Source organism: Rhodosalinus halophilus, assembly GCF_003298775.1.
Lineage (GTDB): Bacteria > Pseudomonadota > Alphaproteobacteria > Rhodobacterales > Rhodobacteraceae > Rhodosalinus > Rhodosalinus halophilus.
Map to the genome: position 1 here is coordinate 32,785 of NZ_QNTQ01000002.1, position 12,573 is coordinate 45,357.

At 71.8% G+C, this 12,573-nt stretch carries 10 protein-coding genes; 1 reads left to right on the forward strand and 9 read right to left on the reverse strand.

All coding sequences use genetic code 11. The annotated features are described in order from the left end of the window. Window positions 1–220: 220 nt before the first annotated feature. Complete coding sequence (locus DRV85_RS02270; protein ID WP_113287818.1) at window positions 221–940, forward strand: class I SAM-dependent methyltransferase; 720 nt, start codon at window positions 221–223, stop codon at window positions 938–940. 10 nt (window positions 941–950) lie between these two features. Here the strand turns inward: DRV85_RS02270 and glmM are convergent, their stop codons facing one another. The 9 genes from glmM to DRV85_RS02315 form a co-directional block, all read right to left on the reverse strand. Next, complete coding sequence (glmM, locus tag DRV85_RS02275; RefSeq protein WP_113287819.1) at window positions 951–2,297, reverse strand: phosphoglucosamine mutase; 1,347 nt, start codon at window positions 2,295–2,297, stop codon at window positions 951–953. After that, window positions 2,294–3,304, reverse strand: a complete 1,011-nt coding sequence (gene folP / locus DRV85_RS02280; RefSeq protein ID WP_113287820.1) for a dihydropteroate synthase — start codon at window positions 3,302–3,304, stop codon at window positions 2,294–2,296. Before folP ends, glmM begins: the two co-directional genes overlap by 4 nt. 43 nt (window positions 3,305–3,347) lie before the next feature. Further along, window positions 3,348–4,274 (reverse strand): dihydroneopterin aldolase, encoded by a 927-nt coding sequence (locus tag DRV85_RS02285; RefSeq protein ID WP_233495377.1) that lies wholly within the window; start codon window positions 4,272–4,274, stop codon window positions 3,348–3,350. 103 nt (window positions 4,275–4,377) lie between these two features. Beyond that, a complete protein-coding gene (locus DRV85_RS02290) occupies window positions 4,378–5,019 on the reverse strand; it encodes a cell wall hydrolase (RefSeq protein ID WP_113287822.1) in 642 nt (213 codons plus the stop codon). Between the two features lie 179 nt (window positions 5,020–5,198). Further along, entirely contained in the window at window positions 5,199–7,739 is a 2,541-nt protein-coding gene (locus DRV85_RS02295) for a putative PEP-binding protein (RefSeq protein WP_113287823.1), read from the reverse strand. A 316-nt stretch (window positions 7,740–8,055) separates the two neighbouring features. Next, window positions 8,056–10,305 (reverse strand): glycine--tRNA ligase subunit beta, encoded by a 2,250-nt coding sequence (glyS, locus tag DRV85_RS02300; RefSeq protein ID WP_113287824.1) that lies wholly within the window; start codon window positions 10,303–10,305, stop codon window positions 8,056–8,058. 9 nt (window positions 10,306–10,314) lie between these two features. Next, window positions 10,315–10,836 (reverse strand): DUF6446 family protein, encoded by a 522-nt coding sequence (locus DRV85_RS02305; protein WP_113287825.1) that lies wholly within the window; start codon window positions 10,834–10,836, stop codon window positions 10,315–10,317. Then, window positions 10,833–11,528 carry an FkbM family methyltransferase gene (locus tag DRV85_RS02310; protein WP_113287826.1) on the reverse strand — a complete coding sequence of 232 codons (696 nt, stop codon included), beginning with the start codon at window positions 11,526–11,528 and terminating at the stop codon, window positions 10,833–10,835. Before DRV85_RS02310 ends, DRV85_RS02305 begins: the two co-directional genes overlap by 4 nt. Then, entirely contained in the window at window positions 11,518–12,453 is a 936-nt protein-coding gene (locus DRV85_RS02315) for a glycine--tRNA ligase subunit alpha (RefSeq protein WP_113287827.1), read from the reverse strand. The genes DRV85_RS02310 and DRV85_RS02315 overlap by 11 nt, the downstream gene beginning before the upstream one ends. Window positions 12,454–12,573: the final 120 nt, after the last annotated feature.

Consider the following 12,573-nt stretch of genomic DNA (forward strand, 5'->3'; position numbering starts at 1 on the left):
ACGGGGCGGCTGTTCTTGAAGTCCGCCCCCGGCCGGGCGCCGGTTGCCGCCCCGAGGTCATCCCCACAACACCTGCCGCCGCGCCGCGTTCCGCGACAGGCTGTCGCGCCCCGGGAAGGGATCACAGCCGACATGTGTCGCCGCCGAGGCGCCGCGATCGCGTTGCGCTACCCGCGATGTCGTGCGCAAATGCGGGCAACCATCAGGAAAACGGTAGGCCATGACCGAGACCACTGCCCCGACCGCTGCCAAGATCGTCTGTCCCATCTGCGAGGGGGAGGATTTCCGTGAACATACAAGGCGCAAGCATCCCCGCTGCACGCGATGTGGCAGCCTGCCGCGGACGCGATCAGCCTGGCTGTTGCTGAACGCCTGCCTCGAGCTCGGACCGCACAGCCGGATAGCGCACTTCGCCCCCGAACCCGGTATCGCCGCGCGGCTTCACGCGGCGTGCGCGACGGGCTACGAGAGGTATGATCTCACACCGGGGCGCTACCATGTCGAGGGATTGCCGCCTGCCGGGCGGTTCGACCTCTGTCGTGACGTGGATACCTTGCCCCGGCAGCAATACGACGCCGTCATACACAATCACGTTCTCGAACACTTGCCCTGCAACTACACGATCGTGCTGCAGCAGCTGCACGCCCGCCTGAAGCCCGGCGGCATCCACATCTTCTCGGTACCGATGACGAGCGGCTACTCGCGCGAAGACCTCGATCCCCGGCTCACGCGAGAGGAACGGCGTGAAAGGTACCTTCAGGAAGACCACATCCGGAAGTTCGGGCGCGAAGACATGGAGGCGACGATCGGAATGGTTTTCGGATTGACCAGAGACTATTCTCTGACCGACTTCGTGCCGCCCAAGGAACTGCTGCGCGCCGCGATCCCCGAAGAAACCTGGGCGCCAAGCGGCAGCACGGTGTTCGCGGTGCGCGCCTGATCGCCTTCGATCAGGCGGCGTTCTCCACCGCGCCCACGACCTCGGCCACGACCTCGGCCATGAGCGCCTCGTCCTCGGCCTCGGCCATGACGCGGATCAGCGGCTCGGTCCCCGACTTGCGGATCACCAGACGGCCACGGCCGTCGAGGCGCGTCTTCGCGGCGCGGATCGCGGCCTGGACCGACTGCGTCTCGAGCGGCGCCTGTCCGGTCGCGTAGCGCACGTTGCGCAGCAGTTGCGGCACCCGCTCGAACTGCCGCGCGAGGCGGCTGGCGGGCTGGCCGGTGCGCACCATCTCGGCGAGGAACTGCAGCCCCGCCATCAGGCCGTCGCCCGTGGTGGCGTAGTCGGTCATCACGATGTGGCCGGACTGCTCCCCGCCCAGGTTCCAGCCGCCGGCGCGCATCGCCTCGACAACATAGCGGTCGCCCACGCGCGTGCGCTCCAGCCGGACGCCGTGGCCGGAGAGGAAGCGTTCCAGCCCGAGGTTCGACATCACCGTCGCGACCAGCGTGCGGCCCTGCAGCCGCCCTTCCTCCGCCCAGCGCGCGGCCATCAGCGCCATCAGCTGGTCGCCGTCGGCCACGGTGCCGGTCTCGTCGATCAGGATGATCCGGTCGGCATCGCCGTCGAGGCAGATCCCGACATCGGCGCCATGCGCGACGACCGCCTCGGCGGCGGCCTGCGGGCGGGTCGAGCCGCAGCCGTCGTTGATGTTGAAGCCGTCGGGCGCGACGCCCATGGGCACGACCTCGGCACCGAGCTCCCAGAGAACTTCGGGCGCCGCGCGATAGGCCGCGCCGTGCGCGCAGTCGACGACCACCTTGATCCCGTCGAGCCGCATCCCGGTGGGGAAGGTGGACTTCACCCGCTCGACATAGCGGAAGCGGCCGTCGTCGATGCGCTGCGCGCGGCCGATCTCGCGCGCGGGCGCGGGATCGACGCCCGAGGCCAGAAGCGCCTCGATCTCCGCCTCCGCCGCATCGGAGAGCTTGAAACCGTCGGGCCCGAAGAACTTGATGCCGTTGTCCTCGGCCGGGTTGTGAGAGGCCGAGATCATGATGCCCAGATCGGCGCGCATCGAGGGCGTGAGCAGACCCACCGCCGGTGTGGGCACCGGCCCCAGCAGCAGCACGTTCATGCCCGTCGAAGTGAGCCCCGCGGTCAGCGCGTTCTCGAACATGTAGCCCGAGAGCCGCGTGTCCTTGCCGATCACCACGCGGTGCACGCTGCTGCCGCCGTCGCGGCGGAAGTAGCGGCCCGCCGCCTGCCCCAGCCGCAGCGCCATGTCCGCGGTCATCGGCGCGGTGTTGGCGCGCCCGCGGATCCCGTCTGTACCGAAGAAATTGCGCGTCATGCCGCCTCCCCTGTCTCGACCGCCCGCCACAGGGCGAGCGCCTGCGCCGTCTCGGCCACGTCGTGCACGCGCAGCAGCTGCGCCCCCTCGGCGGCCGCCCGCAGCGCCACCGCGACGGAGCCGGGCGCGCGCGCCGCGCCGCCCGGCGCGCCGGATATCCGGCCGATGAAGCCCTTGCGCGAGGCCCCCAGCATCACCGGCACGCCGAGACCGTGAAAGAGCGCGAGCCCCCGGATCAGCGCGAGATTATGCGCCACCGTCTTGCCGAAGCCGATGCCGGGATCGACCACGATCCGCGCGCGCGGGATCCCCGCGGCCTCGGCCCGTGCGACATGGTCTGCCAGCGCGTCGAAGACGTCGAGCAGAACGTCGTCGTAGCGCGGGTCGTCCTGCATGGTTTCGGGCTCGCCCTGCGCATGCATCAGGATCACGGGCAGGCCCGCCTCGGCGCAGAAGCCGGCCAGGGCGGGATCGTAGCCGAGCGCGGAGACATCGTTGACGACGCTCGCGCCGGCCGCGACCGCGGCGCGCGCCACGGCAGCCTTGCGCGTGTCGATCGAGATCGGGGCGGCAACGCGCGCCGAGAGCGAAGCGATCACGCCCTCGATGCGCGCGATCTCTTCCCCGGCCGGCACCGCCGTCGATCCCGGCCGGGTGGACTCGCCCCCCACATCGAGGAACGCCGCCCCCGCCGCCGCCATCTCCGCGCCGGACTCCACCGCCGTCTCCGGCGCGAAATGCACGCCGCCGTCCGAGAAGCTGTCGGGCGTGACATTGAGGATGCCCATGATCCGCGGGCGGTCGAGCGTCACGCCGGCGAGCGGGGGACGCGGCGCGGCCAGCCGCGCGCGCCAGTCCTCGGGCACCTCGGCCACGGGCACGAGGCGCGGCGGCTCTCCACGCGCGAGCCGTTCGGCCTCGGCGAACCACGCCGGCCCGCCGGCGAGCGGCAGGGCCTCGGCAGGGCGCGGCGCGCCCCAGCGCACGATGGGCCGGTAATACGTCATGCTGGCCGCTGAATGGGCGAAACCGCGCGGCTTGGCAAGAAGCTCAGAGCGCGTCGGCGGAAGGGTCGGCCGCGCGCACCGGCAGGCCTGCGCCCTCCGGCGGAGTCTCGCCTACCAGCACGAGTTCGGCCGCCTGCATCTGTCGCCCGAGCCAGGCCGCGAGCGCCACGGCGTCGCGCGGCTGCGTCTCGGGGCCCTCCACCGCGTCGAGCACGATCTTCGACGGCGCCCAGACGCTGATCTGGCCGTGCTTCATCGCCCAGTCGAGTTCGGTGCGGCTCTCGACCACCACGCAGCGTGCGTCGCGCCCTGCGAGGACCCAGGCGTTCTGCTCGAGCGCGAGAAGGTCGATGCGCCGTTGCGCGAGCGCCGCGCGCGCGCGCGGCGCGGGCAGATCCGGCGCGCCGACGCAGAGGATGGCGGGCCGCCCCGCCCGCTCCAGCCCGTCCAGCCAGTGCGGCAGCCGTTCCGAGGCCACCGCTTCGTTGGAGAGATAGACGATCACCGGATGCGGGCGGTCCTCGTCGCGGACCAGATGCAGGTCGCGCGGCAGGTCGCGGCGGCTGCGCACGATCTCGACGCCCAGCGCGCCGGGGCCGCGGTCGAGCTTCTCGATGCGGACGAAGGCTCGCATCGCCATGGGCTCGAGGAGAATGCGCTCGGCGATGCGCTCGGCCAGCGTCTCGAGCAGGTTGACGCGCTCGGCGGCGAGTTCCTGCGCGATCGCCTCGGTCAGGCGGTCATAGCTCAGGATCCGGTCCACGTCGTCGTCGAGCGGCTGCGAGACCGGCCGCACCTCCACCACGACGTCGAAGCGCACGCGCTGCGTGGTCCCGCGCTCGGCCTGGAAGGCGCCGATCTCCACCTCGACGATGTGATCGCGCAGCGAGATGCGGTCGCGCGGGCGATCATCGGCGGTGGCAACGGCCCGTTCGACCGGGTGCGAGAAGGCGAGGCGGATGTCGGACATGAGGGGCTCCGGGCCGATTCGCCGGCGACAGTAGCCCGCCGCCGCGGCGCCTGACAGGGCGCCTTGCGGCACCCCGGCCCCGGTTTGCGGCATGACGCCCGGATCAGTTCGAAGAGAGCTGGATGGGCTTGCGGTAGAAGTGATGCACGCCGATGGTCGCGGTGCGCGGGTAGACGCGCGCCCAGCGCGGGCTGACGTGCTTCGTGTGGTAATGCGTGGCGCCCTTGGTCAGCGCCCGCGGCGCGCCGTTCAGCATCGCCCGCGCCACCTTGCCCACCTGCGTCCAGGCGCGCGGCTCGTGGATCGTCTCGGCCACGCCGTCGCAGGTGTAGGTGAACTGGCATTGATACCGCTTGCCCGTGCCCTGGTTGATCACGCCGCAGACGGTATCGGGGAAGATCGCGCTCTCGACCCGGTTCAGGATGACCTCGGCGACCGCGAACTGGCCGCGCACGCTCTCGCCGCGGGCCTCGAAATAGAGCGCCTCGGCGAGGCATTCCCATTCGGAGCCGCCCTCCACGACCGGCTGCGAGGCAAGCCAGCTCCGGTCGTAACTCACGGAGGTCGCGCCGCGCGCCTCCGACGGCGCTTCGACGAGACGTTGCAGGCGGTCGCGCGACACGGAGTCGAGCGCGGCGCGCTCGGTGCGCAGGATATGACCGGCCGGATCGGCGGACAGCTCGGCCGCAGCCGGTGCCGCAGCCAGACCGAGCGCCGCGGCGGCCGCGGCGAGCAGAATTCGCATGATGTCACCCGTCCCTTGAGACGGCCCCCAGGCCGACAACGGGGGAGGGGTAGCCCAAGACGCGCCGGATTGTCCAGAAACCCGGTCGAGACGAGCGAAATACCGCTTGACAATCCGCGGCGATGGGCCGCAGCCGCCCCGCGACAACCGCTACATCTGGCCCGATTGATTCGGGGGCGCTACGTCATCTTGTCCGCGATCGCAAGCTGCGCCGCGGCGAGCCGCGCCACCGGCACGCGGAAGGGCGAGCAGGAGACATAGTCGAATCCGGCCTGACGGCAGAAGGCGATTGATTCGGCGTTGCCGCCGTGCTCGCCGCAGATCGACAGCACGATGTCGGGCCGCCCCGCCCTGCCCCGTTCGGCCGCGATCTGCAGAAGCTCGCCCACGCCGTCGGTGTCGAGGACGTGAAAGGGATCCTCCGCGAAGACGCCCTGCGTGACGTAGGCCGACATGAAGCGCCCCGCGTCGTCGCGCGACAGCCCGTAGGTCATCTGCGTCAGGTCGTTGGTGCCGAAGCTCAGGAACGCGGCGTGCTGGGCGATCTCGTCCGCGCGCAGGCAGGCGCGCGGCGTTTCGACCATGACGCCCAGCCGATAGTCGAGGCGGGCGTTCTTCTCGGTCATCACCGCCGCCGCGACGGCGTCGATACGCGTCTTGACCAGCTCGACCTCGCGCCGCGCGGACACCAGCGGGATCATGATCTCGGGCACCACGGGCGCGCCCTCGCGGCTGGCCTCCACCGTGGCCTCGAAGATCGCGCGGGCCTGCATGTCGTAGATCTCGGGCACAGCGATGCCCAGCCGCACGCCGCGCATCCCGAGCATCGGGTTGTATTCGCCCAGCGCCTCCACGCGCCGGGTCACATCCGACAGCGGCAGGTCGAGCGCATCGGCCAGTTCGCGCATCCCCGCGCGGTCGGTGGGCAGGAACTCGTGCAGCGGCGGGTCGAAGAGCCGGATGCAGACGGGCTGCCCCTGCATGATGCGGAAGAGCTCGATGAAATCGCTGCGCTGCATGGGCAAGAGCCGCTCGAGTGCCGCGCGGCGATCCTCGGGCGTGTCCGCGAAGATCATCTCGCGCATCGGCGTGAGCCGGTCGGCCTCGAAGAACATGTGCTCGGTCCGGCAGAGCCCGATGCCCTGCGCCTCGAAGTTGCGCGCGGTCTGCGCGTCGGCGGGCGTGTCGGCATTGGCCCGCACGCCGATGTCGCGCAGCTCGTCCGCCCAGGCGAGGAAGGTCTGGAAGGCATCGTCGAGCGCCGCCTCGACCATCGCGGGCGCTCCGGCCAGGACATCGCCCGTCGTGCCGTCCACCGTGATGATGTCGCCCTCGCGCAGCGTGCGGCCGTCGGGCGCCACCAGCGTCTTCTTGCGCGTGTGAAAGCGCAGTTCCGAGGCGCCGACCACGCAGGGCAGGCCGAGGCCGCGGCCGATCACCGCGGCGTGGCTGGTCATGCCGCCACGCTCGGTGAGCACCGCGACCGCGGCGTGCATGCCCCGGATGTCCGAGGGCGAGGTCTCGCGCCGGACGAGAACCGCCGCCTCGCCGCGCGCCGCCGCGGCCTGCGCGGCCTCCGCCGAGAACACGACGCGCCCGGAAGCCGCGCCGGGGCTCGCGGCCACGCCGCGCGCCAGCCGGTTGCGCCGCGTGCCGGGCGCCACCTGCCGGTGCAGAAGCTCCGAGAGCGCGCCGGGCTCGATGCGCATCAGCGCCTCTTCGCGCGGGATGATCCCGTCCTCGGCCAGCGCCACCGCGATGCGCAGCGCTGCGCGCGGGGTGCGGCTCACCCGCACGCCGTCGAGGATGTAGAGCCGCCCGTCCTCGAGCGTGAACTCCACCTGCATCTCCTCGCGCAGCTTCTCGCGCATGAGCCGGGCGTAGCCCACGAGCTCGGCGAAGGCCTCGGGCGCGCGCTCCTCGAGCGAGGGGCCGCGCATGTCGCGCTCGAGAAAGAGCGCCGCGTCGGCGTGGTCCAGCGCCTCGCGGCCCTGGCTCTGCCGCAGATAGCGGCCGGTGATGCGCGGCACGCCGGTCTCGGAACTGACCAGCTGCAGCACGCCCGAGCCGCACTCGCCCTGCCCCAGGCCGAAGGCCATCTCCTGCACGACGAGCCCCAGCCCCGCATCGGCCGGCGCGCCGCGCGCCTGGCGCAGCAGCCGCGCGCTCGTGCCGTCCCAGGCCCGCGCCATCGAGCGCAGCACCGCGGCGAGCTGCACCGCGCGATCCTGGGGAAAGGGCTCTTCCGCCTCGTCCTCGTAGGCGTCGAGCGCCTGCTGAAGCGCCTCCGGGCCGTCGTCCTCGAAGGCTTCGAAGACATCCGGGTCGAGCCGCGCGACATGCAGCGCATAGGCCTGCACGAAGCGCAGGTAGAGCCGCGTCGCGGCCTCTTGGCCCAACGTTTCGGCGAGCGCGGCGCGGCGCGCGGCGTTCATCCCGATGTTGAGAATCGCCCCCGGTCCGCCCCAGTCGGGATCCTCCGACGAGGGGCGCACGCAAAGCAGCGCATCCTCGGGAAAGGCCGCGAGGATCTGCGCCGTGTCCGGCGGACGGCCGTGGGCGACGTCGCGCACGCAGGCGAAGGAGAGCGCGACCGTGCGCGGCACGGGCAGTTCGAGACGGACCAGACGTTGCAGGCATTTCGCGCGGCCGCCGTGCGTCGGCGTGGCGATCGGCGCCTCGGGCGAGACGAGACTGATGCGCGGGGGCTCTTGCTGCACTGCGGCACCTCTTTCAGCAGACGCAGCATACGCCCCGCGCCGGGCCTGGCAAGGGGCGGCGGCGAAGGCTCCTCCGCCCTGCCGGGCGTCGTCGCCTGAGCGAGGAGCGCCCGAAAGGGCGCGACGAGCGGGCCCTGGCCCGCCGCCGCGCCGCAGCGCGCGCCCGCCGCCTGCGGCTGCCTCCGCATCAGGCGCGAGTCGGCCGGTCCTCGCACGGACGGAGCAGGCTGCGCCACTGCCCCGGGCCGTCGCGCTCGATCTCGCGGAAGGCGCGGAAGCGCTCTTTCTTGGGATCGACGCTGCCTTGGGCCTCGGGCTACCCCTCGATCCGGCGCAGGTCCGCCACCTGCAGACAGACGTCCCGGATGCGGGACAGGAGGTTCAGCCGGTTGCGGCGCAGCACGGGGTTGGGCGCGTTCACCTGCACCGCCTCGAAGAAGGCGTCGATCGGGCCGCGCAGGGCCGCCATCGCGGCCATGGCGCGCTCGAAGTCCTCGGCCGCGAGCGCCGGCGCGATCTCGGCCTCGGCGGCGTCGAGCGCGGCGAAGAGCGCCTTTTCCGTCTCCTCCTCGGCGTATTTCGGCTCTGCGCCGAAGGAGTACTCGACACCATCCGCCTCCTCGGCCTGGGTCAGGATGTTGTTGGCGCGCTTGAAGCCCTGAACGAGGTTCTCGCCCTCCTCGGTGGCCAGCACCGCGCCCAGCGCCCGCGCCCGCGCCACCACGAGCCACAGGTCGTCCGAGCCGGGCATCGCCAGCACCGCATCGATCACGTCGTGGCGCACGCCCTCGCCGCGCAGGTGAACCTTGAGCCGGTCGTGCAGGAAGGCCAGCAGATCCGTCGAGAGATCGGGCACCAGATCGCCCACCGTGCGCAGCACGGGACCGTCCTCGGGCGCCGCGCGGCCGTCGCCCTTGCGCGCGTCGAGCACCGCGCGCAGCGCCGCGCCGAAGACGCCGCGCACCGCGATCTCGTCCAGTACCTCCTCGAGCGTGTCGATCTCGCCGTCCGCCGCGGCGGCGCGGTTGAGCTCGATCTTGTGGCGCAGCAGCCCCATGTCGATCCAGGTATCGAGATCGAGCCGCAGCTCGTTCGCGAGCACGATGCGGATCACGCCCAGCGCGGCGCGGCGCAGCGCGAAGGGATCGCGCGAGCCGGTGGGCCGCTCGTCGATCGCCCAGAAGCCGGTGAGCATGTCGAGCTTGTCGGCGAGCGCCACGGCGACCGAGACGGGGGCCTCCGGCACGTCGTCGTCGGGGCCGAGCGGCGCGTAGTGCTCCTCGGCCGCTGCCGCGACCTCCTCGCGCATGCCGGCGGCCTCGGCGTAGAGCCGGCCCATCCGGCCCTGAAGCTCGGGAAACTCGTAGACCATTTCCGAGGCGAGGTCGGCCTTGGCCACGCGCGCCGCCTCTGCGGCGAGCTCGGGCTCGGCGCCCACCTTGGGCGCCATTTCCCGCGCCAGCTCGGCGATCCGCGCGACGCGATCGGCCTGCGAGCCCAGCCTGCCGTGAAAGGTCACCGTCTCGAGCCGCTCGATCCAGGGGCGCATCGCGGCCTGCTTCGCCACGCGCAGGTCGTTCTCCCAGAAGAACTTGGCGTCGGAGAGGCGCGCGGCCAGCACCTTGCGGTTGCCAGCGAGGATGGCCTCGCCGCCGTCGGGCGCGGCGATGTTCGCCACCGTCACGAAATGCGTGATCTGCCCCGAGCGCGCGCGGACCGAGAAGAACTTCTGATGCTCCTTCATCGAGGTGCGCAGCACCTCGGCCGGCAGGTCCAGGAACGCCTCCCCGATCGCGCCCATCAGCGGCACCGGCCATTCCACAAGGCCCGCAACCTCGCGCAGGAGCCCCGCGTCCTCGACGAGCTCGAGACCGGCGGCGAAGGCGAGGTTTGTGGCCTCGTGGCGGATGTGATCGGCGCGTTCCTCGGGCCGCAGGATCACATGCGCGCGCTTCAGCTTCGCCTCGTAATCCTCGAAATTCGTGACGGAAAACGGCTCCGGCGACAAGAAGCGGTGGCCGCGGGTGACGTCGCCCGCGCGGATCCCGTCGATCTCGAGCGGCACCACCTCGGCCCCGGCCTCGTCGGAGAGGATGCAGAGGATCGCGTGCAGCGGCCGGACCCACCGCAGGTCGCCGGCGCCCCAGCGCATCGACTTGGGCCAGGGAAAGCGGCGGATCACCGCCTCGAGCGCCTCGGCGACGATCTCGGCCGCGTCGCGGCCGGGCGTGACGACCTCGGCCACGTAGACGCGGCCCTTCTTCTCTTCCTCGACGGCGAGATCGGACAGCGTGAGCCCCGTGGCGCGCAGGAACCCCTCGATGGCCTTCTCGGGGGCGTCCACGCGCGGTCCGCGCCGGCGCTCGCGCGTCTCGGGCGAGCGCGCGGAGAGCCCCTGCACCGCCAGGGCGAGGCGACGGGGCGTCGCGAAGGCCTCGGCGCCGGCGTAGGTCAGCCCGGCCTCGACCAGCGCGTCGGTCATCCGCGCCTTGAGATCGGCGGCAGCGCGGGCCTGCATGCGCGCGGGGATTTCCTCGGAGAAGAGTTCGATCAGAAGGTCGGGCATCGGCTCTCGTCAGCTCTCGGGCGGCGGCGGGCAGCCCGGCGGCAGGGGATCGCCGTCGAAGAAGGCCGCGCCGCAGCGGTTGATCTGGTTCCAGGCGACTCCGCGCCCATCGTCGAAGACGGCCACGATCCGGTCGATGCCGTAGGGCAGCCCGGCGGCGCCCGCATAGGCGCTGGCGCGGCCCTCGTCCAGCGCCGCGGCCACGGCGGCGGCATCGAAGCAGTCGAACCAGCCGGGCGCGACGAGGGGCTCGGGTTGCTGCGCCACGCGCGCGCGGGCAAGCACCTCGCGCGCCCCCGCGGCGAGCGTGAAGCAGGCGCGATAGCGTATTGGCGAGCTGTCGGAATCGATCCCGCGGAAATCGGCGTGCGGCAGCGGCACCGCCGTTCCGTCCTCGAAAACGACGCGCACGTCGTCGGGGCCCGTGGGCGCGAGCCGCTCGTAGAAGGCGTGGATCTGCAGCCAGTACATCGCCCCGCCGCCGATCACGGCGACCGCGATCAGGAACAGGGCGACGATCCGGCCGCTCATTTCCAGTCCATGTTGACGACGGGCCGCGTCGTGCGACGCGCGCGGCGGCGCAGGGCCTGCGTCCGCCGGGCGAGATCGGGGATGCGGTTCTCGTGCGTCTCGACGAAAACGTGGCCCACGCGCGCAAAGGCGGGCGTGTCGAAAAGCCGCTCCAGCAGCGCCACCTCGGCGCCCTCGATATCCATCTTGATGACGGCCACCTCGCGGTCGAGATCGGCGAGCCAGCGCGCGAAATCGATCTGCCGCACCTGGGTACCCGCGGTGGTGTCGATGTTGCGCTTTTCCGCCACGGTCGAAGCGTATTGCGAGGCGGCGTCCGGATCGGCCGCGAACTCCGGACTGCGGTAGAGCGTGACCACGCTCTCCTCCGCGCCGGCGGCCGCCTCGATCACCTCGACATTGGGCAGATCGGCGACCGCCTCTCGCAGGCGGGCGGCTGTCCAGGGGTCGGGCTCGAAGGCGTAGACGCGGCCCGCATGCGCCGCCATCTCGCGCGTGTAGTCGCCGAGGTTGGCGCCGAGATCGACGCAGAGCTTGCCGCCCGCGCCGGCCAGCGCGGCGCGGAAGGCGGCCTGCGCGCGGGGCGCGTTGAGCTTGCTCAGGCGCCGGCCGTAGTCCAGCCCGCGCTGCCCCGGCAGGTGACGCAGCAGGCCGTAGCGCAACCGCCGCCAGGGCGTGTCCCTACGCGGCATCCGGGCTGCTCCATCCGCCTGCCTCTGTGGCCACGAAGGCGTCGGCGCATTTCTTCGCGAGCGCCCGGACGCGGCCTATGTAGGCCTGCCGCTCCGTGGGCGAGATCACGCCGCGCGCATCGAGCAGGTTGAAAATATGGCTCGCCTTGATGCACTGGTCGTAGGCCGGGTGCGCCATGACGATGCGCCGGCCCGAGCGCGGATCCTCGGCCGGGTGGGCCAGGATCGCCTCGCACTCGCGCTCGGCGTCCTCGAAGTGGCGGAACAGGATCTCCGTCTCGGCCACGTCGAAGTTGAAGCGGCTGAACTCCTCCTCCGTCTGGCGGAAGACGTCGCCATAGCTGAGCGGGATGGGCGCGTCGGGGTCGTTGTAGGGCATCTCCATCACGTGATCGATGCCCAGGACATACATCGCCAGCCGCTCCAGCCCGTAGGTGAGCTCGCCCGAGACGGGGTGGCAGTCGTGCCCGCCCACCTGCTGGAAATAGGTAAACTGGCTCACCTCCATGCCGTCGCACCAGACCTCCCAGCCCAGCCCCCAGGCGCCCAGCGTCGGGCTTTCCCAGTCGTCCTCGACGAAGCGGATGTCGTGCAGGGCCATGTCGATGCCGATCGCCTCGAGGCTGCCCAGGTAGAGATCCTGGAAGTCCGGCGGCGAGGGTTTGATGAGCACCTGGAACTGGTAGTAGTGCTGCAGGCGGTTGGGATTGTCGCCGTAGCGCCCGTCGGTGGGCCGGCGCGAGGGCTGGACGTAGGCCGCGGCCCAGGGCTTCGATCCCAGCGCGCGCAGCGTCGTGGCCGGGTGGAAGGTTCCCGCGCCCACCTCCATGTCGTAGGGCTGCAGCACGGCGCAGCCCTGCCCGGCCCAGTAGTCCTGAAGCCTGCGCCAGACCTCCTGAAAGCTCCGCGGCCGGTCCTTCGCCATCGCGTTCGCCCCTTCCCGCTCGCGGGCGGCAGCGGCGCCCGCCCGGCGCGGCCTTACCTATGCCGGGGCCGGCACGGGGTCAATCGCGCCCGCGCGGCCACACCCTCGAGCCCCGCGGAA

Coding starts and splice junctions, on each gene's coding strand:
- DRV85_RS02270 (WP_113287818.1), top strand. CDS start 221: ATGACCGAGACCACTGCCCCGACCGCTGCCAAGATCGTCTGTCCCATC.
- glmM (WP_113287819.1), bottom strand. CDS start 2,297: ATGACGCGCAATTTCTTCGGTACAGACGGGATCCGCGGGCGCGCCAAC.
- folP (WP_113287820.1), bottom strand. CDS start 3,304: ATGACGTATTACCGGCCCATCGTGCGCTGGGGCGCGCCGCGCCCTGCC.
- DRV85_RS02285 (WP_233495377.1), bottom strand. CDS start 4,274: ATGTCCGACATCCGCCTCGCCTTCTCGCACCCGGTCGAACGGGCCGTT.
- DRV85_RS02290 (WP_113287822.1), bottom strand. CDS start 5,019: ATGCGAATTCTGCTCGCCGCGGCCGCCGCGGCGCTCGGTCTGGCTGCG.
- glyS (WP_113287824.1), bottom strand. CDS start 10,305: ATGCCCGACCTTCTGATCGAACTCTTCTCCGAGGAAATCCCCGCGCGC.
- DRV85_RS02305 (WP_113287825.1), bottom strand. CDS start 10,836: ATGAGCGGCCGGATCGTCGCCCTGTTCCTGATCGCGGTCGCCGTGATC.
- DRV85_RS02310 (WP_113287826.1), bottom strand. CDS start 11,528: ATGCCGCGTAGGGACACGCCCTGGCGGCGGTTGCGCTACGGCCTGCTG.
- DRV85_RS02315 (WP_113287827.1), bottom strand. CDS start 12,453: ATGGCGAAGGACCGGCCGCGGAGCTTTCAGGAGGTCTGGCGCAGGCTT.